General features: G+C 71.6%; 24 protein-coding genes and 5 tRNA genes. 16 read left to right on the plus strand and 13 right to left on the minus strand.

The window, feature by feature from the left end; translation table 11 throughout:
• Positions 1–2: 2 nt before the first annotated feature.
• From VFW66_03535 to VFW66_03590, 12 genes are all read left to right on the plus strand, one after another.
• Positions 3–452 (plus strand): hypothetical protein, encoded by a 450-nt coding sequence (locus VFW66_03535; protein ID HEX5385756.1) that lies wholly within the window; start codon positions 3–5, stop codon positions 450–452.
• On the plus strand, positions 449–1,420 hold the full coding sequence (locus VFW66_03540; GenBank protein HEX5385757.1) for a cytochrome c oxidase assembly protein: 972 nt from the start codon (positions 449–451) through the stop codon (positions 1,418–1,420). Before VFW66_03535 ends, VFW66_03540 begins: the two co-directional genes overlap by 4 nt.
• A 10-nt stretch (positions 1,421–1,430) precedes the next feature.
• Entirely contained in the window at positions 1,431–2,267 is an 837-nt protein-coding gene (locus VFW66_03545) for a formate/nitrite transporter family protein (GenBank protein HEX5385758.1), read from the plus strand.
• 72 nt (positions 2,268–2,339) lie between these two features.
• Positions 2,340–3,320, plus strand: a complete 981-nt coding sequence (locus VFW66_03550; protein HEX5385759.1) for a DMT family transporter — start codon at positions 2,340–2,342, stop codon at positions 3,318–3,320.
• A 7-nt stretch (positions 3,321–3,327) separates the two neighbouring features.
• A complete protein-coding gene (locus VFW66_03555; GenBank protein ID HEX5385760.1) occupies positions 3,328–3,996 on the plus strand; it encodes an aminotransferase class IV in 669 nt (222 codons plus the stop codon).
• Positions 3,997–4,068: 72 nt separating this feature from the next.
• Positions 4,069–4,142: transfer RNA gene (locus VFW66_03560), tRNA-His, on the plus strand.
• A gap of 40 nt (positions 4,143–4,182) precedes the next feature.
• Positions 4,183–4,255 (plus strand) — tRNA-Trp (locus VFW66_03565).
• A 62-nt stretch (positions 4,256–4,317) separates the two neighbouring features.
• A tRNA-Glu gene (locus VFW66_03570) sits at positions 4,318–4,390 on the plus strand.
• Between the two features lie 28 nt (positions 4,391–4,418).
• Positions 4,419–4,491 (plus strand) — tRNA-Glu (locus VFW66_03575).
• 49 nt (positions 4,492–4,540) lie between these two features.
• Positions 4,541–4,613: transfer RNA gene (locus tag VFW66_03580), tRNA-Lys, on the plus strand.
• A gap of 200 nt (positions 4,614–4,813) precedes the next feature.
• The gene (locus VFW66_03585) at positions 4,814–5,731 is read left to right on the plus strand and encodes an alpha/beta fold hydrolase (GenBank protein ID HEX5385761.1); all 918 of its coding nucleotides are present in this window, start codon (positions 4,814–4,816) and stop codon (positions 5,729–5,731) included.
• 13 nt (positions 5,732–5,744) lie between these two features.
• Positions 5,745–7,355, plus strand: a complete 1,611-nt coding sequence (locus tag VFW66_03590) for an AsmA-like C-terminal region-containing protein (protein ID HEX5385762.1) — start codon at positions 5,745–5,747, stop codon at positions 7,353–7,355.
• A gap of 64 nt (positions 7,356–7,419) precedes the next feature.
• Here the strand turns inward: VFW66_03590 and VFW66_03595 are convergent, their stop codons facing one another.
• The 13 genes from VFW66_03595 to VFW66_03655 form a co-directional block, all read right to left on the minus strand.
• Entirely contained in the window at positions 7,420–7,872 is a 453-nt protein-coding gene (locus VFW66_03595; protein HEX5385763.1) for a VOC family protein, read from the minus strand.
• A 50-nt stretch (positions 7,873–7,922) separates the two neighbouring features.
• A complete protein-coding gene (locus VFW66_03600) occupies positions 7,923–8,324 on the minus strand; it encodes a hypothetical protein (protein ID HEX5385764.1) in 402 nt (133 codons plus the stop codon).
• A 646-nt stretch (positions 8,325–8,970) separates the two neighbouring features.
• Complete coding sequence (locus VFW66_03605) at positions 8,971–9,618, minus strand: CDP-alcohol phosphatidyltransferase family protein (GenBank protein ID HEX5385765.1); 648 nt, start codon at positions 9,616–9,618, stop codon at positions 8,971–8,973.
• Positions 9,615–10,055 (minus strand): hypothetical protein, encoded by a 441-nt coding sequence (locus VFW66_03610; GenBank protein HEX5385766.1) that lies wholly within the window; start codon positions 10,053–10,055, stop codon positions 9,615–9,617. The genes VFW66_03605 and VFW66_03610 overlap by 4 nt, the downstream gene beginning before the upstream one ends.
• The gene (locus tag VFW66_03615; protein ID HEX5385767.1) at positions 10,052–11,074 is read right to left on the minus strand and encodes a lysylphosphatidylglycerol synthase transmembrane domain-containing protein; all 1,023 of its coding nucleotides are present in this window, start codon (positions 11,072–11,074) and stop codon (positions 10,052–10,054) included. Before VFW66_03615 ends, VFW66_03610 begins: the two co-directional genes overlap by 4 nt.
• Positions 11,071–12,174: a Gfo/Idh/MocA family oxidoreductase gene (locus VFW66_03620; protein HEX5385768.1), complete on the minus strand. Its 1,104-nt coding sequence runs from the start codon at positions 12,172–12,174 to the stop codon at positions 11,071–11,073. Before VFW66_03620 ends, VFW66_03615 begins: the two co-directional genes overlap by 4 nt.
• Entirely contained in the window at positions 12,158–13,066 is a 909-nt protein-coding gene (locus VFW66_03625) for a CDP-alcohol phosphatidyltransferase family protein (GenBank protein HEX5385769.1), read from the minus strand. The genes VFW66_03620 and VFW66_03625 overlap by 17 nt, the downstream gene beginning before the upstream one ends.
• The gene (locus VFW66_03630) at positions 13,038–14,372 is read right to left on the minus strand and encodes an aspartate aminotransferase family protein (protein ID HEX5385770.1); all 1,335 of its coding nucleotides are present in this window, start codon (positions 14,370–14,372) and stop codon (positions 13,038–13,040) included. The genes VFW66_03625 and VFW66_03630 overlap by 29 nt, the downstream gene beginning before the upstream one ends.
• Entirely contained in the window at positions 14,369–15,238 is an 870-nt protein-coding gene (locus VFW66_03635; protein HEX5385771.1) for a hypothetical protein, read from the minus strand. The genes VFW66_03630 and VFW66_03635 overlap by 4 nt, the downstream gene beginning before the upstream one ends.
• Positions 15,239–15,277: 39 nt before the next feature.
• Positions 15,278–16,027 carry an NTP transferase domain-containing protein gene (locus tag VFW66_03640; protein ID HEX5385772.1) on the minus strand — a complete coding sequence of 250 codons (750 nt, stop codon included), beginning with the start codon at positions 16,025–16,027 and terminating at the stop codon, positions 15,278–15,280.
• A gap of 22 nt (positions 16,028–16,049) precedes the next feature.
• Entirely contained in the window at positions 16,050–16,715 is a 666-nt protein-coding gene (locus VFW66_03645) for an HAD family hydrolase (protein ID HEX5385773.1), read from the minus strand.
• Positions 16,712–17,590 (minus strand): ABC transporter permease, encoded by an 879-nt coding sequence (locus VFW66_03650; GenBank protein ID HEX5385774.1) that lies wholly within the window; start codon positions 17,588–17,590, stop codon positions 16,712–16,714. The genes VFW66_03645 and VFW66_03650 overlap by 4 nt, the downstream gene beginning before the upstream one ends.
• Positions 17,580–18,569, minus strand: coding sequence for an ABC transporter permease (locus VFW66_03655; protein ID HEX5385775.1), 990 nt, complete (start codon positions 18,567–18,569; stop codon positions 17,580–17,582). The genes VFW66_03650 and VFW66_03655 overlap by 11 nt, the downstream gene beginning before the upstream one ends.
• A 76-nt stretch (positions 18,570–18,645) precedes the next feature.
• Here VFW66_03655 and VFW66_03660 point away from each other — a divergent pair, with 76 nt between their 5' ends.
• The 4 genes from VFW66_03660 to VFW66_03675 are packed head-to-tail and all read left to right on the plus strand — an operon-like array spanning position 18,646 to position 25,095.
• Positions 18,646–20,100: an ABC transporter substrate-binding protein gene (locus VFW66_03660; GenBank protein HEX5385776.1), complete on the plus strand. Its 1,455-nt coding sequence runs from the start codon at positions 18,646–18,648 to the stop codon at positions 20,098–20,100.
• A 23-nt stretch (positions 20,101–20,123) separates the two neighbouring features.
• Positions 20,124–21,134 (plus strand): hypothetical protein, encoded by a 1,011-nt coding sequence (locus VFW66_03665; protein ID HEX5385777.1) that lies wholly within the window; start codon positions 20,124–20,126, stop codon positions 21,132–21,134.
• Positions 21,128–23,917, plus strand: a complete 2,790-nt coding sequence (locus VFW66_03670; protein HEX5385778.1) for a heparinase II/III family protein — start codon at positions 21,128–21,130, stop codon at positions 23,915–23,917. The genes VFW66_03665 and VFW66_03670 overlap by 7 nt, the downstream gene beginning before the upstream one ends.
• Positions 23,917–25,095 carry an aminotransferase class III-fold pyridoxal phosphate-dependent enzyme gene (locus VFW66_03675; GenBank protein HEX5385779.1) on the plus strand — a complete coding sequence of 393 codons (1,179 nt, stop codon included), beginning with the start codon at positions 23,917–23,919 and terminating at the stop codon, positions 25,093–25,095. The genes VFW66_03670 and VFW66_03675 overlap by 1 nt, the downstream gene beginning before the upstream one ends.
• Positions 25,096–25,128: the final 33 nt, after the last annotated feature.

The raw sequence follows: 25,128 nt of genomic DNA on the forward strand, positions 1-25,128 counted from the left end.
CGGTGAGTGCCCCTCCCATCGTCCGCCCCGCGGCGCCGCCGCGCGAGCATCCGCCGGTCTCCAATCTCGCGGCCTGGGCCGGAGTGCTGCTCGGACCGGTCGCGTTCGTGCTGAACCATCTGGCGCTCACGTTCGCGGAGCCGTCGGCGTGCACCAACGATGCGCAGCTTCCGCTTGACCTCATTGCGCTCGTGACCTTTCTCATCGCCCTTGCCGGCGTGGCGATCGCCTGGCGCACCTGGGGGCGCGCCGGACGCAGCGATGCTGCCGGACGCAGCGATGCTGCCGACCGCGCCGACCGCGAGTGGCCCCGTGCCGGCGCCGGCGGCCCGCTCGGTCGGACGCGATTCATGGGCGCGCTCGGATTCATCCTGAGCGTGCTCTTCGCGACCGTCGTGATCGCGCAGTGGATACCGATCACGATGCTGCCGCTTTGCGGAAGCGCTGGATGACGTTCGCTCCGCTCCTCGCTCTCGCACTCCATGGCGACGGCGCCCTTGTGCCGCACGATCTCTGGCGCGCATGGACCTGGGAGCCCGGCCAGGTCACGCTCCTTGGACTGAGCGGCGTGCTCTACGCCCGCGGCGCGCTCGCGATGCGGCGCCGGCGGGGCGTGCCCCCCGCCGAGTTGACGCTGTTCGCGCTCGGCTGGATCTCGCTCGCCCTGGCGCTCGTCTCGCCGATCCACGAGCTGGGCGAGTCGCTCTTCTCCGCGCATATGGTGCAGCACGAGCTGCTCATGGCCGTCGCGGCGCCGCTCCTCGTGCTCGGCCGGCCGCTCGCGCCGATGCTCCGGGGTCTCCCGCGCTCATGGCGACTCGCGCTCGGTGCCCTGGCGCGCCGGCCGAGCGTACGGCGCGCGTGGCGGTGGCTCTCCCGCCCCGCGGTTGCCACTGCCATCCAGATGCTCGTCCTCTGGATCTGGCACCTGCCGGCCGTCTTCTCGACGGTGCTCGTGAGCGACCTCGCCCACGCGGCGCAGCACGCGAGCTTTCTCGGCTCGGCGCTCCTCTTCTGGTGGGCGATGCTGGGCCCGCGCGCCCGGCGGGTGCACGCCGGCGAGAACGTCGGATGGCTCTTCGTCACGATGCTTCTCACCGGCGCGCTCGGCGCGCTGCTCACCCTCGCCACGGTGCCGTGGTACCCGGCGTATGCAGCGCGGACCGCGGCCTGGGGTGTCACACCGCTCGAAGATCAGCAGCTCGCGGGGCTCATCATGTGGGTGCCGGCCGGCACCGCGTACATCGCCGCCGCACTCTGGCTCTTCGTCTGCTGGCTGCACGAGGCGGAGCGCCAGGCCGTGCGACACGAGCGCGAGCGCGATGCCCGCGAGCGCGATGCCCGCGAGCGCGATGCCCGCGATCGAAATGCCGGCGAGCGGCGCGCCCCGCGGGCGATGCACCAGTCGGCCCTCTCGTAGACGCCCCGCAATGGCCGAACCTCCACGCGGAATCGCTCCTGAGCACCGGAACGCGCCGCCACCCGAGCCGGCCAAGGATACGCGCCTCTCGGCCGCCGAGATCCACGACAACATCCTGGAGCCGGCCGAGCGCGAGCTGGTGCGGCCGGTGTGGGCGGTGTTGCTCTCCGCGCTCTCCTCCGGCCTCGCGATCGGCTTCAGCTTTCTCGCGGGCGGCTACGTCCAGCTCCTCGTGCCCGATGGCTTGGGCCAGGCGGCCGCCGCGGCCGTGTACCCGCTCGGGTTCATCTTCGTCATCATGGCCCGCAGCGCGCTCTTCACCGAGAACACGCTGGTGCCGATCCTCCCGCTGCTCAACCGGCGTGACCTCCGGACGCTCTGGCGGGTATTTCGTCTCTGGGGATTGCTGCTCCTCGGGAATCTGGTCGGGGCCGCGATCTTCGCCTGGGCGCTCGCGTCTACGCCGATGATCGACGCCGTGCTCGCGGCGCCGCTCGCAAAGGTGTCGATGCACGCCACGGCCGGCGGATTCTGGCTCGTCGCATATCAGGCGATCTTTGCCGGCTGGCTCATCGCGCTCCTCACCTGGCTTCTTGGCTCGACCCGCGCCACCGGCGCGCAGCTGGCGCTCATCTGGCTCGCCACCGCGCCCATTTCCGCGTTCCACTTTCGCCACTCGATTGCGGGCTCGGTGGAGGCGTTCTACCGCGTCGCGATCCACTCGGCGAGCTTGGGACAGATGGCCGGCGAGTTCATCGTGCCCGCCGTGCTCGGCAACGCGGTGGGCGGCGTGATCATCGTGGCGCTGCTCAATTACGGGCAGGTGGCGGCGGACCGGCGCGGGTAGCGCTCCAGCGCGACGCGCGCGGGTGTGCGCCGCCGGTTTGCGTTCCGGCCATCCCGGCGCGATCTTCGCGCGATGCAGTCCCCCAGCTTTCCGCGCACGCGGCTCGTGCTCGCCGCCGTGCTCTTTTCGACCGGAGGCGCGGCGATCAAGTCGGCCGCGTTCACCGGCTGGCAGGTGGCGAGCTTCCGGTCGGGCGTCGCCGCGCTGGTACTGCTGCTGTTCCTGCCCGAGGCCCGGCGCGGCTGGACCTGGCGCGCGGCGGTGGTGGGCATCGCCTACGCGGCGACGCTCATCCTCTATGTGCTCGCCAACAGGCTCACCACGTCGGCCAACACCATTTTTCTCCAGTCCACGGCGCCGCTCTACCTGCTGCTCTTCGGGCCGTGGCTGTTGCATGAGCCGGTGCGCCCCCGGGACGTGGCGCTCATGGCGCTCGTGGCGCTCGGTCTCGCGATGTTCTTCGTCGCGGGCCAGGAGCCGCTCGCCACCGCGCCCGATCCGGCGCGCGGCGATCTGCTCGCCGCGCTGAGCGGCGTCACCTGGGCGCTTACCGTCGTGGGCCTCCGGTGGATGGCGGCCAGCGAGCCGGGGCCCGATGCACAGGCGTACCGGGCGGTGGCGGCCAGCGGCGTGGCGCGCGTCCGCACGGCCCGGGGCGGGGAATCCGCGCTCGCCGCCGTCGTCGTGGGCAACGTCATTGCGTGCGCGGCGGCGCTTCCGCTCGCGCTTCCCGTCGCACCGCACGCCGCGCCCGATTGGCTCGTCATCATATATCTCGGCGCGATCCAGATCGGGCTCGCGTACGTGTTCGTAACGTCGGCGCTCCGCGCCGTCCCCGCGTTCACGGCATCGATGATCCTCCTGGTCGAGCCCGCGCTGAACCCGCTCTGGACCTGGGTGCTCGAAGGTGAGGTGCCGGGCGCGTGGGCGCTCGTAGGCGGCGCGGTGATCCTCGGCGCCACCGCCGCGAAGACCTGGCTCGACTCCCGTAAGGAAACGGCGCTCGACATGGGCGCCCGGCCGCCCGAACCCTGCCCACCGACGGCCGCGTGAGCCCCAGGTGACGGCGACGCTCATCGAAACCATCCGCGTGCGAAACGGCACGGCGCCGCTCTGGGGCCTGCACCTTCGGCGTCTCGTGCGAAGCTGTCGCGAGCTCGGTGTGCCCTTTCCCGCCGAGTTCGCGGTGCCGGCGGGTGGTGCGGACCGGGTCCATCGGCTGGAAGTGACGGGGCGAGGCGGCAAGGCGCGCGTCAGCGTGTCCGAGCGGAGGGTGGGCCAGACCGAGCCTGTGCGGCTCGTGACGAGCGCGGTGGTCCACCAGCCGTATCCGCACAAGACCACCGAGCGCCGCCAGTTCGACGAGGCGGCGGCGGAGGCCGCGCGCGCGGGCGCCGACGACGCGCTGCTCCTCACCGCCGCCGGCCTCGTGGCCGAGACATCGATCTGGGACGTATTCTGGTGGGAAGCGGGCCGCCTCTGCGCGCCGGCGCTCGAGTTGGGCGTGCTGCCGGGGGTGGCCCGCGCGCGGATCGAGGAGCTGACCGATCTCGCCGGCCGCCGGGAGCCGCGCGGCGCGCTCGACGGCACGCCGATGTTCGTCGCCAACGCGGTGCGAGGCATCGTGGAGGTAGCGACGCTCGACGGCGTTCCGGTGCCCGCACCGGGCGCGCTCGGGAGCGCCGTCGAGGCTGCGTTCGCCGCGCTTCGGCGCCAATTCTGGGCTTGACCCGCCTCGCGCGGAGCCGATATTTTGAGCGGCTGGGCGCGGTCGCGGCTCCGCAGGTGGTCATAGCTCGCGGTGGTTGTAGCTCAATCGGTTAGAGCGCCGGACTGTGGCTCCGGAGGTTGCGGGTTCAAGTCCCGTCAGCCACCCTTGCGGTCGCATTTCCGCGGGTGCATGTCCGGGGGATGTAGGTCCGTAGCTCAATTGGTAGAGCACCGGTCTCCAAAACCGGGGGTTGGGGGTTCGATTCCCTCCGGGCCTGTGGTGTTGGCGTCGCGTGGGGCGCGCGGAGGCCGCGCGGGGCTGGCACACGGCGGCGCACCTGGCGCTATCGTCTAGGGGACTAGGACGGGGCCCTCTCAAGGCCCAAACACGGGTTCGAATCCCGTTAGCGCTATTGTTCGACGTCGGCTCGACGGGACCGCGGCCCCATCGTCTATCGGTTCAGGACGCGACCCTTTCAAGGTCGAAAGACGGGTTCGATTCCCGTTGGGGCTATACCCTCGCGGGGGCTTTCCCCTCCCGCACGGCCGATTCGATCGGTCACGCGCCTCTAGCTCAATTGGCAGAGCAAGGGACTCTTAATCCCTAGGTTCAGGGTTCGACTCCCTGGGGGCGCATTCAGTTCCAATCGCCATCCGCTCTACCACCCTCTCCTCCATGCAGAGCGCACCGCGCCTCGCTAGCTTTTGCCGATTCACCATTGCGGAAGCGGCCGTTGCATCCTTCTGATCCACCCGCTCCGGGCCATCCTCCCGATCATCGCGGTCGCCTGCGCCGGCACGTACTGGGCAATCGAGCGCCGTCGCGCCGCGCTCGCGTGAGCGCCCGGCTCGTCGTCGCCATCGTCATCGGGGGCGCCGCCCTTGCCGCCGCCGGACCCGCCCGTCGGCCGGCCCTCGATGTCACCACCCGCGATATCACCCTCGGCCCCGATGAAGTCGTGCGCACGACCTTGCTCGGGATCGGCAAGCCGGTGGTGCTCATTCCGGGTCTCGTGGGCGGCGCGTACAGTTGGCGCACGATCATGGCTCCGCTCGCCGAGCGCGGGTACCAGGCGATCATCATCGACCCGCTCGGCACCGGCTTCTCCGGCTACCCCAAGCACGCCGACTACTCGCTGACGGCGCAAGCCGATCGCATCGGTCGAGCGCTGGACACGCTGGGCGTGACGCACGCAATGCTTGTCGCCCAATCGGTCGGCGCCTCGATCGCGTTCCGCCTCGCGTATCGGCGGCCCGAGCTGGTGCGAAGCGTGGTTTCGCTCGACGGCGGCCCGGTCGAGGAGGCCGCCACGCCGGGCCTCCGGAGCGCCATGCGCTTCGCCGGTCTCATCAAGCTCTTCATGGGGAGCGGCACGCTGCGCAAGAAAGTCCGCCACGGCATGTTGGAGAACTCGGCCGACAGCACCTGGATCACCGACTCCGTGGTGTACGGCTACACCGCCGGTCCCGCGCGCAACGTTCACCAGGCCATCGACGCGATGCACGGCATGGCGCGGGCAAAGGAGCCGGAGCTCCTGCGGGATCACCTGGGCGGGATCCGCGGCCCGGTGCGGCTCCTCGTCGGCAGCATGCGCCACGGGAGCGGCATCGGCGACACCGAGATCGCGGAGCTGAAGCAGGGCCTCCGGGACTTTGCCGTGGACAGCATCTTCGGCGCAGGCCAGTTTATCCAGGAGGAACGTCCGGAGGCGGTGCTAGCCGCCATCGACTCGGTAGATCGCTCCAGACCCTGACCACGAGCCTCCCATGCGCCGTATCGTCTACGTGCTGCTCGGCCTCGTCGTGCTGCTGTTCGTCGCCGCGTTCGTCGGCTTGCGCGCGCTCGGCACCGAAACCGGACGCACGCGGATCGCGGGGGCGCTCTCGACCGCGCTTGGCCAGCCGGTCACAATCGGCGACATGTCGCTCTCGCTCCTGCCGACGCCGACGCTCCGTGCCGGTAGCATCCACGTGGGTGCCGCGGATTCGGGCGCGGCACGGAGCGCCGCGGGGGCGCCCGGCATCGCGCTCGCCGGGCTCACCGTCGTACCCACGATCAGCTCGTTTCTTCCCGGGCGCACGCCGACGATCTCGCGGGTCGAGCTCGTGGGCCTTACGGTGTCGGTGTTGCGCGATCCGGCGGGCCACTGGCACTTGCCGGTGCCGCCCGCGAGCGCGGCGCCCAAGTCCGGCGCGCCGGGCGCCGCGCCCGCATCGACGGCCTTTGTGCTGGGCGTGCTGCGCGTGCGGAACGGCGCCATTCGGGTGGTGGACGAAAGCCTCCACACCGCCGCGGGCGCGCCCACGATCACCACGATCTCCGACATCGGGGCCGACCTCCACGCCTCCGGCGGCGCGGTCTCCGTTCCGCAGTTCACCGGCCGCCTCGGCGGCACCACCGTCACCGGCTCGGCCGAGGCGAGCCCCAGGCACACCGAGCTGCGGCTCGCCTCGGAGTCGATCCGGGATGCCGACGTGGCCGCGCTCTTCGGCCTTGCCGGGCTCGCGCCGTATCCGGGCCTGAGCTTTTCCGGCAAGGCGCCGTTCGAGATGACGACCACGGTGGGCTCCGACCTCGCGAGCCTCGCCGTGAACGGTAAGGCGGCGGTCGAGCGCGTGCGCCTCGGCACGCTCACGCTCGAGGGGCTTCAGGCGAATTTCCGCCTGTCGAATGGCACCTTTATGCTCGACCCGATCACGTTCGCCGCTTACGGCGGGCGTCAGCGGGGCACGGTGACGATCGCGCTGGCCAAGCCGCCGGCCGGCTATGCTATCCGCACCGCGCTCGACGGGCTCGACATCAACCAGGCGTTGAGCGCCAACACGACGATGAAAGATTTTCTGACCGGCACCGGCAGGCTCAGCGCGGACGTGCGCGGCCGGGGCAACGAGGCGGCGGCCATTCAGCGTAGCCTCTCGGGCACCGTCAAGTTTGAGCTCAAGGACGGCGTGCTACGCGGATTCCCCCTCGTCTCGGCGGTGAACCACGCCCTCGGCCTCACCGGCGGCGACGCGCGCGACACGAAGTACGATGTGCTTTCGGGGTCGGCCGTAATCGCCGGCGGGAAGGCGCGTACGGACGACCTTCTGATGAAGGCGGGCGACCTCGCGATGACCGGCAAGGGGGTGCTCGGCTTCGATCGGACGCTCGACTTCCGGCTCAACGCGGGCTTTAGCGCGGCCAAGTCGGCCGAGCTCGCGTCCAAGGTGGGGGCGCTCCGGCAGATGGAGAACGGGCGCGGGGAGATCAGCGTCCCGGTGACCGTCACCGGGACGACGACGGCGCCGAAGACCTCGGTCGACGTGGGCTCGATGGCGAAGGCCAAGGCGAAGGAGGAAGTGAAGAAGGGATTGCTGAAGCTGTTTCAGAAGCACTGAGGCACGGCTCCGCGGGGGCGGCCGACCGCCTGCTGGGCCCGGGCAGCGATGTCGGATGGGGCGGCTACTTCGTCGGTGCCTCCTTGAGAAGCGACTCGAGATCGAGTGCCCGAGTAACCATCTCGAGCCCACCGTCCGCCGAGCGCGGCCACGCCTCGCGCGGACGGTCCCAGTACAGTTCCACCCCGTTCTGATCCGGATCGCGCAGATAGAGCGCCTCGCTCACGCCGTGGTCACTGGCACCGTCAAGCCGCACGCCCGCCTCGAGCAGCCGGCGGAGCGCCTCGGCCAGCGCTGCGCGCGTGGGGTACCGAATGGCGAGATGATACAGCCCGGTGCTGCCGGGCGCCGGCGGAGAGCCGCCGAGGCTCTGCCAGGTGTTGAGCCCGATGTGGTGGTGATATCCGCCCGCGGAGACGAACGCCGCCCCGGTCCCGTAGCGCTGGGTCAGCTCGAAGCCGAGCACGCCGGTGTAGAACGCGAGCGCACGCTCGAGGTCGGCCACGCGCAAATGCACGTGGCCGATGTCGGCGTCGGTGGGGATGGTGTAGCGGGAGGTCGTAGGCCCTATCGCGTGAGCGACTCGATCGTGAATCGCCCCAGGAAGTTGATGAAGTGGCCGCCGTGCTGGCGCAGAATGTCCGCCGCCTTCGTCTTGCGCTCGGGCGTCGGCGCCAGGACCGATACGACGTACTGCCCGTCGCGGAGCGCCTTCTCGTACCGATCTTTCGTTTCCATCTCCTCGTCGCGCACTCCGATCCGCTGCGCCACCCGCACCAGCCGATCCACGAGTCCCGCGTGCCCGGTGCTCCTCGCGAGCTGCTCCGCGCGCTGGGTTCCGCACGCCGCGCTCACCTCCGACTCGAGAAAGCCGCCGCTCGTGAGCTGCGCGAGCGAGGTGCTGAGCGCCTCGGGCGTGTCGATGACGCCGACGACGTGATTTTCCGGATAGCGAGCCTGATCCGCCATGGCGCCTCCCGCCGTGTGAGTCCCGGTCGTGCGACGTGCCGGCACGATCATAACTCAGGTCCGGCGATTCGCGCCACATCTCTGCGTGCGCGAATCGCGATCGGACCGCGTCGCTGTGGAGATCGTGCGCGCACATCTGCACACCATGTGGAAGCGCGCTCCAAGCGCGCCTGCGCGCGACCGTTGGCGCTCCACAGCAATCCACATGACGAGGGCGTAACCCGAAGAAACAAAGGCACTTGCGGGATTTCTAGCGACCGGTAGATTGGGCCCACGCTTCGCCGCTCGCGCGCCCCGGCCCCCGGCCTCGGCAGCGAATGGAAGAGCGGACCGGACGAGGAGTTCGGGGGAGGGCGCCGATGCAACCAAGGGCTCAGGCGCCTGTCGATCCCAATGGGCATCTCGTTTGGGCGAGTGGGGCCAGTCGCGTGTCCCATTCACTCCGGGCTGGCGCGCCGGAGTGCAGTGCGGAAGATCGGTCCGCGACCCGATCCGATCCGCAGCGCTCGCAGGAACGAACCAGGCGGGACGGCCATCCGGCCTGGGGATCGAAACCGAGGCCTCGTGCGGCCCCACCGCGGTCCATCAACCGCCGGCGGTCGCCGAGAGGAGAACGGCGGCAGCGATGCCCCGCCCTCGGCCTAGTTCACGCGGAGACGGCCGCCGAGCTTCGGCTCGGCGGCCGTTTCGTTGCGTGCCCGTCGGACTCCAGCGCGTCCTCGAGCGCCACCGCGCGCGAGGCGACCGTGTCCAGATCGCCGCCCAGCGCATCCATCGCCCGCTGAAACTGGCAGTCGATCACGAGCAGACCGATCACGTACGCAGCCAGGTTAACCCCGAAGATCACCTCGAACAGCACCGGGTAGGGCACCCAGAGGCCGAGGTAGAGCACCACGCGCTTGGCGCCGGGGTCGAGACCGGAACGGTCGCAGACGGTGGTGAGCAGCAGCACGGCGGCCACTGCGAGCAGCGCGAGCTCGAGCGACACTCGGCCGGCGGCCGCGAACGCCAGAAAGATGACCGTTTCCGACGCGCGGTCCAGCAGGGTGTCGAGCCGGTGGCCCTGGGGCGACTGGAGCCCGAACGTGCGGGCCATGGCGCCATCGAGCCCGTCGAGCACCTGGCCCGCGAGCATGAGCGCAAGCCCGGCCTCGATCCGCCCGAGCGCGATCGACGCCGCGGCTCCCGCGCTCACCGCGAACGCGAACCACGACACCTGGCTCGGCGAGAGGCCGAACGTCACGTGCAGCAGCCGCGCGGCCGGCCGCACCGCGCGATCGGCGATCCGTCTCATCGGCGGACGAGGTAAAGCGCGACGGTGAGCACGGCGAGCGCGGCGAACACGACCGACTCCTTGGTCCGGTCGGGAACATCGACGAGCCACCCGCGCGTGACCCAGCGGGAGTAGGGATAGAGCGGCATCTTCTCGAATCGCACCGAATAATCCATTGCGAGGTGAACCCCAAAGCAGACGATCGGCACCACGGTGCCGAGCAGGAGCGAGAGCGGCACGATCCAGAGGAAGGCGATCGGCTCCTGCAGCGAGGAGCGCCAGTAGTAGCCCCGCTTGTCGCGGAGCCCGATTGCGCGCAGGTAATAGGGCGCCTTGATCAGGTGGTCCACGTCCACGGCGACGCCAAAGAGATAGGCGAGGGCGATCTGCTTGGGATCGCGGAGACCCATCGCCTGCACCACGGCGGTGGTGGCGAGGATGTGGGTGAAGATCGTCATCCGGCCACCCCCGGCGGCGTCGCGGGCACGGGAACGCGGGGACGCCGCTCGTGGCGCACGACGGCGAGCAGCGTAAGCCCGGCCGCAATCCAGAGCATGTCGCGCGCTCGGCTTACGATCGCCGTGTAGACGCCGGCGCTCGGATCGAGACCCACGAGACTGAACAGGACGTACAGTGTCCCCTCCTTCGACCCCAGCTCGAACGGAATGAAGAAGAGCGCGTTGAGCGCGAGCGACGAGAGGCCTCCGATGAGGTACGCCTTGGCGTATGTCACCGGAATGCCCACCGCGAGACAGATGAGCCAGTACTCCACCATGTAGAGGCCGCGGGCGGTGTACTCGAGGGCGAGCGCCGCGAAGAAGGCGACCGGCGACGCGTGATAGAACTCGGCGATCTGCCGGTCCATGTCGGCCAGCATTTCCCGGCGGGGCTCGAATCGCGCCGCCACGCGGCGAACGAGCGGCATGCGGTGCAGCAGGTCGAGCGCGCCCTCCAGCACGCCGTGGCGGTGTCCGCGCACGAGGAGCCACGCGAGCAAGGCCACCACCGCCGTCGCCGCGAGAAGGGTCCCGACGACCGGCGCGCTCCGCGGCAGCAGCACGAGCGCCAGTACGAGCGCCGTGAGCCAGGTCAGCAGCAGCGCCAGTGTGTGCAGCATCCGGTGCAGGATCACCGTGCTCGTCGCCTTCCGGCGACCGAACCAGGGCACCACGGCGGCCGCGCGGAACGGCTCGCCGCCGGCGTTGACCATCGGCGTCACGAAGTTGAGCGAGAAACCCGAGACGGTGATCGCGTAGGTGCGCCAGAACGATGGACGCTCGTACCCGCGCGGCATCGCGAGGCGCCAGGCGGCGGTATTGCAGGCGTAGGCCACGCCATAGAGCGCCAGAATCGGGACGAAGTACCACCCGACCGCGATGGCGTTCGCCACAATCTCGCCGGCGCCGATCCGGCGCACCACCAGCGTGAAGAGGAGCGCGCCGAGCGCGAGCAGGGCGAGTTGCCAGCGGCGGCTCACCTGACGCGGGCCTTTCGCACGGGCTCCTTCCGCGACCTCCGCTTCCCACTCTGCGCGGAGGCAGGCGTTGCGGGCGGCCCTCCCGGCGCGGTTGCGACACCACCGCTCGCCGCGGAGCGGTACGCGGCATCCAGCACGTCGGCCACCGCGGTGATGTCGTCGAGCGGCGCCGTGGTGCCGCCATCGAGCGCCGCCGCAAAGTCGCTGAAGAGGTCGGCGTACCAGCGCGCATAGGCGGTCTTGTCCAGCTCGGCGGAGTAGTCGAAGCATTCCGTGATGCCGCCGCGCTCGAGCATCAGGATGCCGCCCACCCACTCGATCGTCCCTAGCTCACCCACGAAGCGGACCTTCGCCTCGCGGCGCGGCCCGCCCCAGGTGAGAAAGATCCTGGCCAGCCGCTCCGGGTATTCGAGCAGCAGGTGGGCGGAGTCCTCGACGTCGTAGTCGCGGTGGCGGAGCCGTCCGGTCCAGGCGCGCACCGCGGCGGGCGCGCCGGCGAGGTCGAGCAGCTCGTACACCAGGTGCGTACCGTGGTCGAGCAGTACCCCGCCGCGTGCCGCCGCCGCGCGGGCGCGCCACGGCACAGGGCGCTTGTCGTTGCCGCGGTCGGCATGCGCCCGGTACACGTCGAGCTCGGCGAGATGCCATCGCCCGATCGTGCCCGCGTCGAGCCAGGCCCGCATCTGCCGCCATGCCGGGTTGTAGCGGTACTGATGGCAGGGCATCACCACGCGCCCCGCCCGCGCCGCCGCGCGGCGGAGATAGTCGGCCTCCGCGCGAGTCGTGGCCACCGGCTTTTCACAGAGCACGTGCCAGCCGCGCTCGAGGCACGCGAGCGTGAGGTCGAGATGCGTGCCCGTCGGCGTGCAGATATCGACGAAGTCGAGCGGCCCGACCAGCTCGGAGAGGTCGAACAGGTTGCGCACGAGCGCCACGTCAACCGGCGGCACGGTGTGCGGCGCCGGTTCGCACACCGCCGCCAGCGTGAGCCGCGATGCGGCGGGCTCGAGCCGGTACGCCGGTACGTGCGACTGTCGCGCCACGTTTCCCAACCCGATGATGGCGCCGCGATAGCGGCGCGGCTCAGGCGACGCGTACATGGGTCGGCGTGGGCACGGCGGGCGCAGACGCCGCCGCGCCGAGCAGTGCGCGGGCGCGCGACTCCTGCGCGCGCACCAGAAGCACGAGGATCAGATTGAGCGGCCCCACCGTGATCCAAAAAAATCCCGCCGGCCAGCCCACGGCGGCGGTCACCGCGAGCAGCGCGAATCGGGCGTTCTGTCCGATCCACGCGCAGCGCGGCACGAGCGCGGTGGCTCGGTCCCGGTACTCTGTGCGGACCGATTCGGCGGCGTGCGGACCGGCGGCGCGCACCAGTTCCGCCGTGCGCGGCAGCAGCCCCGCCTGCTTCCGCACGTAGTCGCGGTAGAGCGCCGCCCCGACGCGCCGCAGGAGCGAGCCGCCGCGCGGGAGCGGGAGCGATTCCGGCAGGTCCAACTCGCTCCCCGACCCGGCGCCGAGGTACAGATACGCCTGCCGGATGAAATCCACCGCCGCGCTCTGGAGCGAATGACTCACACCCGCCGCGAGCGCCAGCACCAGCGCGTCCGCGCCCCAGCCCGCGTGTACCAGGCGGAGCAGCAGGCAGAGATAGAGATTGATGAACCGCAGGTTGTCGGACACCCCGTCGAGGATGCGGCCGAACCGGGTCGAGCTGCCGCGCATGCGGGCGAGCTGGCCGTCGGCGCTGTCGAGCACGTCGGAGGCGACGAAGAGCGCCACACCGAGCAGATTGAGTGGCGTGCTGGGGAAGTAGAACAGTGTCCCCGCCAGGAGCCCAAGCACGAGGCAGGCGAGCGTTACCTGGTCCGGCGTCGCGCGCGTCGGGCCGAGGCGCCGGGCGATGGCGAAGCCGAGCGGGCGGAAGAAGTGGAGGTCGATCCACTCCTCCACCACCTGGCCCTTAGCGGCCAGCGCGTTCGGCGGCTTCACGCAGCACGTCCTTCATGGTGGCGAGGGCCTGCATCGCCTCGTCATCGCGGATGACGAGGGGCGGGTTGATCCGCACCGCCGGGGTGTAGATCATCGCGAGCACGCCGCGGGCGAGCAGCGTGTCGAAGATGGAGCGGGTCGCGCGCCCGTCGAGCGGCGTGCGTGTCCCCGGCACCACCAGGTCGAAGCCGATCATGAGCCCGCGCCCGCGTGCGCCGCGAACGATGGGAATTTCGTCCTCCCAACTCGCGATCTCGTCCAGCATGCGTGCGCCGAGCGCGCGGCTGTGCTCGACCAGGTCTTCCTCCAGGATCGTCTCGATCGTGATCCGTGCGGCGCACGCCGCGAGCGGGTTGCCCCCGTACGACGACGAGCTGCCGCTCGGATTGGCCCACGGCCGGGCGAACGCGACCGCCTCGCGCGCGATGATCCCGCTCATCGGAAACCCGCCGCCGAAGCCTTTGCCCACCAGCATGACGTCAGGCCGGACCGCCTCATGCTCCACGCCGAACATCCGTCCCGTGCGGCCGAAGCCGGTGATCATCTCATCGGCAACGAGGAGCGCACCCAGCTCGTCGGCCACCGCGCGGAGGCCCGGAAGGAATCCGGGCGCGGGGACCACGTTGCCGGCGGTGCCCTGGATCGGCTCCACGATGATCGCCGCGACGTCGTTGCTCGTCTCGCATGCGATCTTCTGCCGGAGAAAATCGAGGCACGCGGCGGCGCACGATGCCTCGTCACGGCCGAGTGGCGTGCGTCCCCAGGCGGCATAGGGGCTCGAATACATGCCGGGCATGAGCGGCCCGAGCCCGTGCTTGAAGCTGCCGCTCAGGAGCGGCAGCACGCCGCCGGTCTTGCCATGGAAGCCGCCCCAGAAGCCCACCACCTCGGTGCGGCCGGTGTGCGACTTGGCGAGCCGCACCGCCGCCTCGACTGCTTCGGCGCCGCTCGAGTAGAGCTGGGTGCGGTTGAGGTCGCCCGGGGCGAGATCCGCGATGAGCCGCACCAGCGCGGCGCGGTGTTCCGACGTGAAGCTTCCCACATGCACCCGGGTGAGCTGGCGCTGCATCGCGGCGACGTAGCGAGGGTGCGCGTAGCCCAGGCTCGCGACGCCGACGCCGGCCAGGAGATCGATGTAGCGGTGGCCGTCTGCGTCATAGAGGAACGCGCCGTCCCCCCGATCGATGCAGAGCCGGCTGAAGAGGGCGACGCTCTGTGTGCCGGGGGCCAGGTGCCGCGCTTCGGCATCGAACAGCGCGCGCGAGCGCGGGCCGGGAAGGGCGAGGAGCGGCTCGACCGCGGTCATGCGGCAACTCCGGTCCGCGCGGCGTTGTGGACGTACCGCGCGATGGCCGCCGCCGCATCCCTGCGGAAGGGCGCGAAGCTCGGCCAGTCGTTGATATCGATGAGCACCGGCGCATCCGGCGCCGGGAGTGCCACGTCGCCGCCGAAGACATTGAGGCCGAGCCGCGCGGCCGCGCCAAACGCCACGGCGCGAAGCCGGGCCTCGTCCACCCGCGGCGGAGGCGCGGCGGCCCCCGCCTCGGCGCCGTAGAACCGGAAGAAACTCTGATCGGCGAGTCCGTAGAACTTGAGCACGGGTCCGGGCACGTGCGCCTGCACCGCAAGCCGCGTGATGCCGCGCGCGCCGAACGTGGCAATGCACGCGGGCACCTCGTCCGGCTCGACGCAGAGCACGTCGTCCGGTCGCTCGGCGTGCACGTCGCCGCGCTTCACCCAGACGAGCGCGTGTCCCGCGAGGAAGTCGGCCAGGGCGCGCGCGGTGTCGTCCGGAATCCAGGTGGGCACGATGAGCGTGTGCGGAAACGGGATGTCGCCGCCGGCCAGCGCGCGCACCAGCGCGTGCCGGTGGCAGGCGAGGACGCTCTCCGGTCGGTTGACGACGAGCGCGCCGGCCCGCTCGACGTCGGCCAGTCGCGCGGAGGCCGCGGCGCCCTGACACATGTTGAGGATGAGATCTGCGGCAGGCCGCGCGCGATCAGCCTCGACGTCCTGCTCGTGTGTCCTGGCGATCTCCCAGCCGCTGCGTGCGAGCTCGAGCACCACCGCGTCCATGATCGCGGCGTCGTTCGCAAGGTGCTGCTGAGGTGAGTAGGCGGGCTTGCGGTAGATCGCGACACAATGTCCCGCGCGATCACGAATTGGGGCCAAAATGTCTCCTGGTTGCCGGCGCAGACTGATGCGCGCCGATCATTCGCAGGAGTCCTGCCACGCAGCGGCGTCCCACGTGTTGGCGGCATCGAGGTCGCGCCGGTGATCGAGATCGATGATGCGCGCGATCTCGACCGAGCCCACCGCCGCGCCGTCGCGCACGAGGAGATCGAGAAAGGCGCGCATCCGATCCATGCCGGCCGCGCGGGCGAAGGCGGCGCGCGCGCGGGCGCGCGGCCCGAATCCGTAGAGGCCGCCGGAAACGCAGGGCGGGTCGGACGCTGCGCCGCCGATCTCGCGCACGCGGCCCTCGGTGTCGCGGCCCACGTGGAGCGGACGCTCGTCGTCGACGTGCGGCGTCACGACAAGAATCGCGTCCAGCATTTCGCACCTGGCCCGGTGATGGTCATCCGGGTCGAGCGCGCGGCGTGCGGCGTCGTGCGCGCGGGCCCAGTCGGCCCAGGGCATCACCGTGTCCACCATGCTGCAGAACACCGGGCCCGGCGGCACCGCCTCGAGTCCCACCGCGAGCGTGTGAAGCGAGGATGGCGTATGGCAACGAAGCAGGGTCGAAGGCAGCGGCAGCCGCGCGAGCTCGCACCGCGCCGGTTCGGGCGGGACATCGTCTCTGAGCGCCACGGTCACCGAGTCTGAGCCGAGCCGTGCGAACGTGCGAATGAGCCGGACGAGTTGCGGCGTTCCGCCGACGGGGACCAGCGCCTTGGGCTCCGCCACGCCGCTCGCCGCGAGCCGGGTGCCTTCTCCGCCGGCGAGGATGAGTCCGTGCATGCGTGATCCGGAAAGCGTCGCGTCAGCGCACGAGTGGCTCGAGCTCGGCGAGCCGCGCGATGCGCGCCGTGGCGACGCCGGACGCGGGGACCGGGCGCGCGGCCGGTGCCAGCCACGCGGTGGCGAGCCCGAGCGCCGCCGCGGGCCGGATGTCGGCCTCGAAGTTGTCGCCCACCATCCAGGCATCGGCAGGGCGAGCCCCGCCGGCCGCGAGCGCGTGGAGAAAGATCGCGGCATCCGGCTTCGATGCGCCGACGATGGCCGAGTCCGCCACGACGGAAAATAGCTCGGCGATGCCGAGCTCGGCCAAGCAGCGGTCGAGGTTGCCGGTGAAGTTGGAGACGGCGCCGAGCGGGCGCCGCGCGGCGAGCCGCTCGAGCACGGGCCGGTTGCGTGTCACCGCGGCGATGGTCTCCTCGTGAAAGTCGCGGGCGACGCGCCCGAAATCGAGTCGCGCCCCGTCCGCCACGAGCCCGCGCAGGAGCTCGGCCTGCGCCCGCGCCATGGCCGCGAGGCCGAGCGTACGGATGCCGGCGCGCTGCTCCAGGCATCGGTCCGAGCGGCGGAACTGGTACTCGAATTCATCCAACGGAAGCGTGCCGCCCGCCGCCCGGTACGCGCGGTAAAATCGGACGCACCAACGCTCGCCGTCCGCGTCGAGCGTGCCACCGAAATCGAAGAGGATCATGAATGGGCGGTCAGTGCACTCTGGATGGCGTCGCCAAGCAAGGTGCAGGCCACCACGACGAGTACGAGCGCCACGCCCGGCGCGGCCGCCACCCACGGCGCGTTCATCAGCGCGTCGCGGCCCGAGGCGATCATGTTGCCCCACGACGGGGCCGGCGGCTGCACGCCGAGGCCGAGGAACGAAAGGCCTGCCTCGAGCAGGATTGCGTTGCCGACGCCGAGGGCAGCGGCCACGATCACGGGGGTCAGCACGTTGGGCAGAAGGTGCCGCGCGACCAACCGGCCGCGCCCCGCACCGAGCGCCACCGCGCCCTCCACGAACGGGCGCGCCACGAGCCCGCGCACCTCGCCATGCACCAGCCGCGCGATCGGCATCCAGCCGGTGACGCCGAGCACGACGATCGTGAGCGTGGCGCTGGGTGACCAGAGCGCCGCGAGCAGCAGTAGCAGGACCACGCGGGGCAGCGCCAGCATGAAGTCGGTCGCCCCGAGCAGGACGATCCGCACCGGTCCGCGCCAGAGTCCGGCGACGGCGCCCACCAGCAGTCCGATCGCGAGCGAAATCGCGACTGCCAGCACGCCCACGCCGATTGACACCCGCGCGCCGTACACGAGCCGCGTCCAGACGTCGCGGCCGAGTCGATCGGTCCCGAGCAGGTGGAGCACGCCGTGCAGGTCGACGCTCGCGGGAGGCAGGAAGCGGGTCGCCACGACGTCGCGCTGGAGCGCGGGCGTGCCGGTCGAGATGAGCGGCGCCAGCGCTGCCGCGAGCACGATGATCGCGAGCACGACGGCGCCGAAGCGCCCGCGCGGGTCGCGGAGCGATGCGCCCAGCGTGGAGGGCGCGCGGGGCGCCGGAGCCGCTTCAGCCGCCACGCCCCCGCCCGCCCTCGGCGCCCCGCACCCGCGGGTCGGCCCAGGCCGTGAACAGCTCGGCCAGCAGATTGCCGATCACGACCAGGATCGCGCTCACGGCGGTCGCGGCGAGCACCACCGGATAGTCCCGCGCCTGCACCGCCTCGACCAGCACCCGTCCCACCCCGGGCCACGCAAAGATGGCCTCGACGAACACCGCGCCCGAAAAGATCGCGGGGAGCGAGAGGCCGAGCAGCGTGAGCACGGGGATGAGCGCGTTCCGAAACGCGTGACGCAGGAGTACGCGGCGGGGCGAGAGCCCCTTGGCGCGGGCCACGGACAGAAAGAGGCTGCCGCGCAGGTCGAGCATCGCACCGCGGACGAACCGCGCGACGCTGCCGATGCCGATGAGCGCCAGCGTGAGGAGTGGCAGCGCCAGATGTCGGAGCGCGTCGAGCGCGCGCGCGCCGGCCGGGAGAAATTCGGCGTCGAGTCCGCTCGCTCCGAAGGCGGGGAGCAGCCTGAGCTCGTAGGTGAAGACGAGCACCAGCATGAGGCCGAGCCAATAGCCCGGCAGCGCGAAAAGCGTGACGCTCACCACCGAGAGCGCGGTATCGAGCCGCGTCCCGCCCACGCCCGCCTGCATGACGCCGACCGCGATGCCGAACGCGTAGCTCAGCAGGAGCGAGAGGCCCACGAGCCACGCGGTGGCCGGCCACGCGGTGGCGAGCACCTGCCGCACGGGCCGGCCGCTCGCGATGCTCGTGCCCCAGTCGCCGCGCGCGAAGCGGCCGAGCCACTCGACGTATTGCTCGGCGACGGGCCGATCGAGGCCCAGCGTGTGCCGCTCGGCCGCGAGCTGCACCGGCGTCGCCGTCGGGCCCAGGAGCAGCGCCGCGGGATCGCCGGGCGCCACGCGGAGCAGCAGGAATACCGCCGTCACCACGCCCCAGACGACGGCGAGGCCGGCGACGCCGCGCACCAGCAGTTGGCGAATCATGCCGCAATGTCGTGCGGTTCGCAGCCGGGGGCAATTTGAGTAGAATCCGCGAGTGCTTCGTTTGCCGAGTCGCTCCGTGTCGCGCGCCGCCATCGCGGCGGCCGCCGTTGCCGTCGCGGTCGCCGTGCCTGCCTGCCGCCCCGCCGCGGCGCTCCGCGGCGCCACGGTGCTCTACGCCTCGGGTGCGGATCTTCAGAGCATCAACCCGCTTCTCACCCTGCACCCGCTCGCGAGGCAGGTGCAGAAGTACGTGCTGCTCACGACGCTCGCGCGCTACGATTCGGCGCTCCGGCCCGTGCCGTACCTCGCGCGGGCGTGGCGGTGGTCGGACGATCGCCGCACGCTCGCCTTCGCGTTGCACCGCGACGTGCGCTGGCACGACGGGGTTGCCACCACCGCGCGAGACGTCGCCTGGACCCTCGACGCGGCGCGCCGCCCGGCAACCGGGTATCCGCGCGCCAACGATCTCGCCGATCTCGAGCGCGTGGACGCGCCGGATGACTCGACCGCCGTGCTCCGTTTCCGCACGCCCCAGGACGACTTTCCCGACGTGCTCACCGACCTCGCCATTCTCCCCGCGCATCTGCTCGATTCGGTGCCGCCCGGGCGCCTGCGCGGGGCCGCATGGAACCAGCGCCCCGTGGGCAACGGACCGTTCCGCTTCGTGTCCCACCAACCCAACCGGCGCTGGGTGTTCGAGCGTAATCCCGACTTCCCCGCGTCGCTCGGCGGGCCGCCGCGACTCCAGCGCTTCGTCGTCGCGGTGGTGGACGAGCCGGTGACCAAGCTCGCCGCCCTCGTCTCGGGTGAGCTCGACATCGCCGGCATCCAGCCGGCGCACGTCGCGTTCGTGCGGCGCGACCCGCGGCTCGAGGTGCTCGACTATCCGCTGCTCTTCACCTATGGCATCGTGCTCAACACGCGGCGGCCGCCGTTCGACCGGCTCGCCGCGCGCCGCGCCGTGTCCGCGGCGCTCGACCGGCGCGAAATCGTCCAGGCGTACGTGTACGGCTACGGCACGCCCGCGACCGGCCCCGTGCCGCCCGGCGTGCCCGGCGCGCTGGCGCTCACGCCTACGCCGCCATCGATGCCGCATGCCGCGCGCCTTGCCGCAGCGCGCCGCGCCGACCCCGTACGCATCGAGCTGCTCACCGTCGGCAGCGGGGATAACGTGCTGGAGCAACTGATCCAGGCCCAGCTTCGCGACGCCGGCTTCAGCGTCGTCATCCGGCAGCTCGAGCTTTCGGCGTTTCTCGGCCGCGTGTACGGGCCGGCGCACGATTTCGACGCCGCGGTGCTCGGCGTTTCGGGCGATCTCGGACTCGGCTATCTTGGGCCGCTCGCCGCCCTCGCGGGCCTCGACGCCCCGCGCGACCCCGCCGCGGCCCAGCGCTTCTTCGCCGATTCGGTGCCGGTCGCCTTTCTTTATCATGCGCGCGGCGTACAGGGAATGAACCGGCGAGTGCGCGGCGTCACGATGGATCTCCGGGGAGAGCTCGTTACAGTGCACGACTGGTGGGTGCGGGAGTGAGCGGCGCCGGAGATGGCCCGCACGTGAATCGACCGCGCGCGGCGTCCGCCGAGGCGCCGGTGCGGCTCGATTTCGCCGGCGGGTGGACCGACGTGCCCCCGTTCTCCGCGCGCGAGGGCGGCGTCGCGGTGAACGCCGCCATCCGGCTGTTCGCGCGCGCCACCGTCGAGCCGGGCGGCCGCTCGGTCAGGCTTTGCTCGGAGGACCTGGGCGAGCGGGTCGAGCTCGCGGCCGGGGCCGCGCCGCCGCTCGAAGGGAGGCTCGGTCTCCTCGGCGCGGCGCTGCGGGTAATGCCGGCCGCCGGTCCGCTCACGCTCACGACCCGTTGCGGCGCGCCGATCGGCGGTGGGCTCGGCAGCTCCGGCGCGCTCGACGTTGCGATGGTTGGCGCACTCGCCGCCGCCACGGGCATCTCGCTCGCGCCGCATGAGCTGGCCGAGCGCGCGTGGCGCCTCGAAGCGGTCGAGGCGCGGGTGCCGGGAGGCAAACAGGATCAGTACTCGGCCGCACTCGGAGGATTCAACCTGCTGACGTTCCGCGATCCTGAAGTCACGGTGGACCCGCTCCGGCTCGACCCGGCCACGGCGGCCGAGCTCGAGCACCGACTCGTGCTCTGCTACACGGGCGCATCGCGCTTTTCCGGCTCTACGATTGGCCGGGTGATGGCGGAGTACGAGGCGGGTAATGCGGCCGTGGGCAATGCGCTCCGCCGCCTGCGCGACGTGGCGTGCCGGATGGCCGATGCGCTCCGGGCCGGCGATCTCGCGCGCATGGGCCGGCTGCTCTCCGAGAACTGGACCCAGCAACAGGCGCTCGACGCCGGTATGCGGACCGCGGAGATGGCCGAGCTGGAGGACGCGATGCAGCGGACCGGTGCGCTGGGGGGTAAGGCGGCGGGCTCCGGGGCAGGCGGGTGCATGTTCTTTCTCGCGCCCGACGCCGCGACGGCCAGCCGCATGCGCACCGCAGCCGCCGGCGCGGGCGCGGTCGTCTTTCCCGTGCGCTGGGCCAGCGAAGGAGCATGCGCGTGCTGACTGCCGACGCGCTGGCGGCGCGCCAAGCCGAGATCGCCGGGTCCCCCGACCTCGCCGCGCTGTACGCGCGACTCGCCGAGCGTGCCCGGCCGGTGCTCGACCGCATGCCCACCATTCCCGAGCACAAGGCGCTGCTCTCGATGGACGGCGGCGTCTGCCCGCGCGACGGGTCCACCCTCACGTTCGATCCGTGGGCCGCGGGGCGGCACCGCTGCCCTCGCTGCGGCGAGTATTACGCCGGCGAGCGCCACGAGCGCTGGTGGGCGCGGTTCCAGCATCTCTGGCTCGCCGAGCGGATGGCGCACCTCGCCGCGGTCGCCGCCTTCGCTCCCGATGAATCGGCCGATGCCTCGAGCTCGGCCACGGCGGAGGCCGCCGCTGCACGCGCCCGCGAGCTGCTTGCCGCGTACGGCGAGCGCTACCTCATCTATCCCAATCGCGACAACGTCCTCGGCCCGGCTCGGCTCTTCTTCTCCACCTATCTCGAGTCGATCTGGCTCACGAACTATCTCGCCGCCGCCGTGCTCCTGCGCGAGTCGGCATTGCTCGACGAGACCACCGAGCAGCTCGTCTCGCAATTGGCCGATGAGGCCGCCAATCTGATCGGCGATTTTGACGAGGGCGCCTCCAATCGCCAGACCTGGCACAACGCGGCGCTCGCCGCCATCGCCGTCTGGTTCGAGGACGAAGAGCTGCTCGCTCGCGCGGTCGAGGGCCCGACCGGCCTGCTCGCGCACCTGCTGAGCGGATTCGGCGCCGACGGGATGTGGTTCGAGGGCGAGAATTACCATCTCTTCGCCCTGCGCGGACTCCTCACGGGATTTTCTTGGGCGCGCGCGGCCGGCGTGGATCCGTTTGCCGAGCCCGAGCTGGCCGCGCGGCTCACCGCCGCACTCCGCGCACCTGCGCTCACGGCACTCCCCGACCTGACGTTTCCCGCGCGCAAGGACTCGCGCTTCGGCGTTTCGCTCGCGCAGCCGATGTACCTGGAGTTGTGGGAGGCGGGTCTCGCGGGTCTCATCGGGGCCGAACGCGACACCGCGGGCCTTGCGGACTGGCTCGCCGCGCTCTACGCAGCGCCCGCGCCCGCGGCGGAGCTGTTCGACTCCTACCTGCACGAGGCCGGCCAGCCCGCGCCCGAGTCGCGGAGTCGCGCCGATCTCTCCTGGTGGATGCTCCTCGCCGCGGCGCCGGCGCTCGACGGCGCGGCCGAGCGCTGGCAGGCCGGTAGCGCGCTGCTCGAGCCCCAGGGCCTCGCCGTGCTGCGCGCGCCCGCCCGCTACGCGAGCCTCGAGTGCGGCGCGTACGGCGGCGGCCACGGCCACCCTGACCGGCTGAACATCTCGCTCCATGCCGACGGTGTTTATTGGTTGCCGGACTTCGGCACGGGCTCGTATGTATCGCCCGACCTGGCGTGGTATCGCTCGACGCTCGCGCACAATGCCCCGCTGCTCGACGGCCGCTCGCAAGCGCCGGGCGACGCCGTGTGCGAGTTCTTTGACGCCGACGGCGAGTGGACCTGGGTGCGTGGCCGTTTTGGCGACGTGAGCCGATCCATCATCGGAGGCCCCGATTACCTGCTCGACGTCGTGGAGCTCGCGTCGGAGGGCGAGCATACGCTCCAGTTGCCGTGGCATCCGACCGGTGAGGCCGAGGTCCGGAGCCCGGGCGTGTGGGAGCCGGCCGAGCTCGAGGGCGCCGAGCGCGCGGGCGGTCATGCGTCGCGAGTCGAGCGGTTTCGTCCGGCCGGGCCGGCCCCGATCGTGCTGCACGCTGTCGTACCGGTCGGCGCGTCGCTCACGCTGACGCTGGCGCACGACGGTGAGTTGTTCCGTGGAGTCGCCCCCGGCGCGCCGGGCACCGGCGAGGCGCCGTTTTACGTCGCGCGCGCGCGCGGGAAGAGCGCGCGCATCGTGTCGGTGCTCACGCCGGCTGCCGCCGGAGCCGGCGGCAGCCCGCCGGCCGTCCGTGTCGCCGGCGAAGCGATCGAAATCGAGACCTCCGCGGGAGTCGATCGCCACCACCTCGTGCTCGAGGGATGGAACATCGACGGCCCCGGCGCTTCGGTGCGCCTGCGCGGCCGCCGCCCGACGGAGCGCTCGCTCCCGTCGCTGCTCCCGCGCGAGGAGCCGTTCCGCCAGCGCGGGGTCGCGACTCGCATCGCCGAGCCGCCTCCGCTCGACGGCACGACGGACGGCTTCGAGGCCGACGAGCCGCTGCTGCTCGATCACGAGGACCAGTACCGCCGGAGCGAGGAGCCATTCGCCGGCGCCGACGAGCTGAGCGCCATCGCTGAAGCATGCTGGGATGACGAGGCGCTCTACCTCGCGGTCGCGGTGACGAAGCCCGATCTCTGTCTCCGCCCCGCGGATGCGCCGGCGCTTCGATTCGACAATGAGGCCGATGACATCCACTCCGACGGCCTGCAAGTGTATCTCCGGCTCGAGCCGGATGGCCCGGTGTTCGGCTGGCTCGTCGTGCCCGAAACGTCGGGGGAGCTTCGCGTGCGCGCGGTGCCCGGCACGGGCGCCGCCGGCGAGATGCTCTCCGGCGCCTGGGCGGAGGGTGAGGGCGGCTACACGGTGACGCTCGCCCTCCGCCCGCCGGGCTGGGATACCCGCGTGGCCGGCGACGCCATCGACTTCGATCTGCTGGTGAACGAGATGCTGCCCGACCGCGAGCGGCGCGCGGGTCAGCTCGTCTGGAGCGGCGGCGGCGGCTGGGTCTACCTCCGCGGCGATCGGCAGGACCCGGCGCGCTTCGGCCGGCTCGAGCTCGCCTGATGGCGGAGTGGCCCGTCGCCGGCTTCACGTCGACCGGCAGCAAGCGGCCGGAGGCGCTCTTCGGTGCGGACGTGGCGCCCGCCACCGGCGACGTTCCCATCCGCATGCGCCGCGCGAGCGGATGCCGAGTGTGGAGCATCGACGACCGCGAGTACATCGATTGGATCATGGCCCTGGGCGCCGTCGCCCTTGGCTATGCCCATCCCGAGGTGAACCGCGCGGCGTGCGAGGCGGTCGGAGCGGGCGTCGTCGGCCCGCTCGCGCCCGCGCTCGAGGTCGAGGTGGCCGACACGCTCCGGCGGCTCATGCCGTGGATGGAGCAGACCCGCTTCTTGAAGAGCGGCGCCGAGGCGTGCGCCGCCGCCGTACGCCTCGCGCGTGTCGCCACCGGCCGCGAGCTCGTGCTCGGCTGCGGCTATCACGGCTGGCTCGACTGGTGTCAGAGCGGACCGGGCGTGCCCGCGGCCACCAGCGCGCTCTACGGCGAGCTGGTGTTCAACGACGCCGACGCCGCGCGCGGGGCCATCCGTGCCGCCGGCGACCGGCTCGCGTGCGTGATTACCGAGCCGATCGTCCTGGTTGAGCCCTCGCGCGAATGGCTGGACGCGCTGCGGGAGGAGACCGAGCGCGTCGGTGCGTTGCTCGTGATCGACGAGATCAAGACCGCGGGGCGGATCGCGGTGGGCGGGGGCACCGAGCGCTATCGCATCCTCCCCGACCTCGTCGTCCTCGGCAAGGCGATTGCGAACGGCTTTCCGCTCGCTGCGGTCGGCGGCCGGCGCGAGGTGATGGCAGGCGTGTCGCGCACCTGGATCTCGTCCACCCTGGCCACCGAGTACGTGTCGCTGGCCGCCGCCCGCGCCACGCTCGGCGTGATCGAGCGGGAGCAGGTGCCGGCGCGGCTCCGCGCCGCGGGCCGGCGCCTGCTCAACGGCCTTGCCGGCCTTGCTGCGGGCCATCCGGAGCTCGTGGCCGGTGTCGCGGGCATCCCGGAAATGTGTTTTCTCCAGTTCACCGACGAGCGGATCGGCGCGGCGCTGGTCCGCGACGTGGCCCCCCGGGGCGTCCTCTTCAAGCGCTCGGCCTACAACTTCGCGTCGGTGGCGCACGACGAGGCGGCGGTCGATCGTACGCTCGCCGCCCTCGACGAGGCCCTGGCCGCGGCCCTCACCCGCTGATTCGCGCCGCTGTGATCTGCATCTCCGACGCCT

The sequence above is a fragment of the Gemmatimonadales bacterium genome (assembly GCA_036279355.1).
Taxonomy (GTDB): Bacteria; Gemmatimonadota; Gemmatimonadetes; order Gemmatimonadales; family GWC2-71-9; genus DASQPE01.

What these genes read in the sequence shown, in the direction of transcription:
- VFW66_03540 (HEX5385757.1), top strand. Translation starts at nt 449, where the DNA reads ATGACGTTCGCTCCGCTCCTCGCTCTCGCACTCCATGGCGACGGCGCC.
- VFW66_03545 (HEX5385758.1), top strand. Translation starts at nt 1,431, where the DNA reads ATGGCCGAACCTCCACGCGGAATCGCTCCTGAGCACCGGAACGCGCCG.
- VFW66_03550 (HEX5385759.1), top strand. Translation starts at nt 2,340, where the DNA reads ATGCAGTCCCCCAGCTTTCCGCGCACGCGGCTCGTGCTCGCCGCCGTG.
- VFW66_03590 (HEX5385762.1), top strand. Translation starts at nt 5,745, where the DNA reads ATGCGCCGTATCGTCTACGTGCTGCTCGGCCTCGTCGTGCTGCTGTTC.
- VFW66_03600 (HEX5385764.1), bottom strand. Translation starts at nt 8,324, where the DNA reads ATGGCGGATCAGGCTCGCTATCCGGAAAATCACGTCGTCGGCGTCATC.
- VFW66_03605 (HEX5385765.1), bottom strand. Translation starts at nt 9,618, where the DNA reads ATGAGACGGATCGCCGATCGCGCGGTGCGGCCGGCCGCGCGGCTGCTG.
- VFW66_03610 (HEX5385766.1), bottom strand. Translation starts at nt 10,055, where the DNA reads ATGACGATCTTCACCCACATCCTCGCCACCACCGCCGTGGTGCAGGCG.
- VFW66_03620 (HEX5385768.1), bottom strand. Translation starts at nt 12,174, where the DNA reads ATGTACGCGTCGCCTGAGCCGCGCCGCTATCGCGGCGCCATCATCGGG.
- VFW66_03630 (HEX5385770.1), bottom strand. Translation starts at nt 14,372, where the DNA reads ATGACCGCGGTCGAGCCGCTCCTCGCCCTTCCCGGCCCGCGCTCGCGC.
- VFW66_03640 (HEX5385772.1), bottom strand. Translation starts at nt 16,027, where the DNA reads ATGCACGGACTCATCCTCGCCGGCGGAGAAGGCACCCGGCTCGCGGCG.
- VFW66_03645 (HEX5385773.1), bottom strand. Translation starts at nt 16,715, where the DNA reads ATGATCCTCTTCGATTTCGGTGGCACGCTCGACGCGGACGGCGAGCGT.
- VFW66_03655 (HEX5385775.1), bottom strand. Translation starts at nt 18,569, where the DNA reads ATGATTCGCCAACTGCTGGTGCGCGGCGTCGCCGGCCTCGCCGTCGTC.
- VFW66_03675 (HEX5385779.1), top strand. Translation starts at nt 23,917, where the DNA reads ATGGCGGAGTGGCCCGTCGCCGGCTTCACGTCGACCGGCAGCAAGCGG.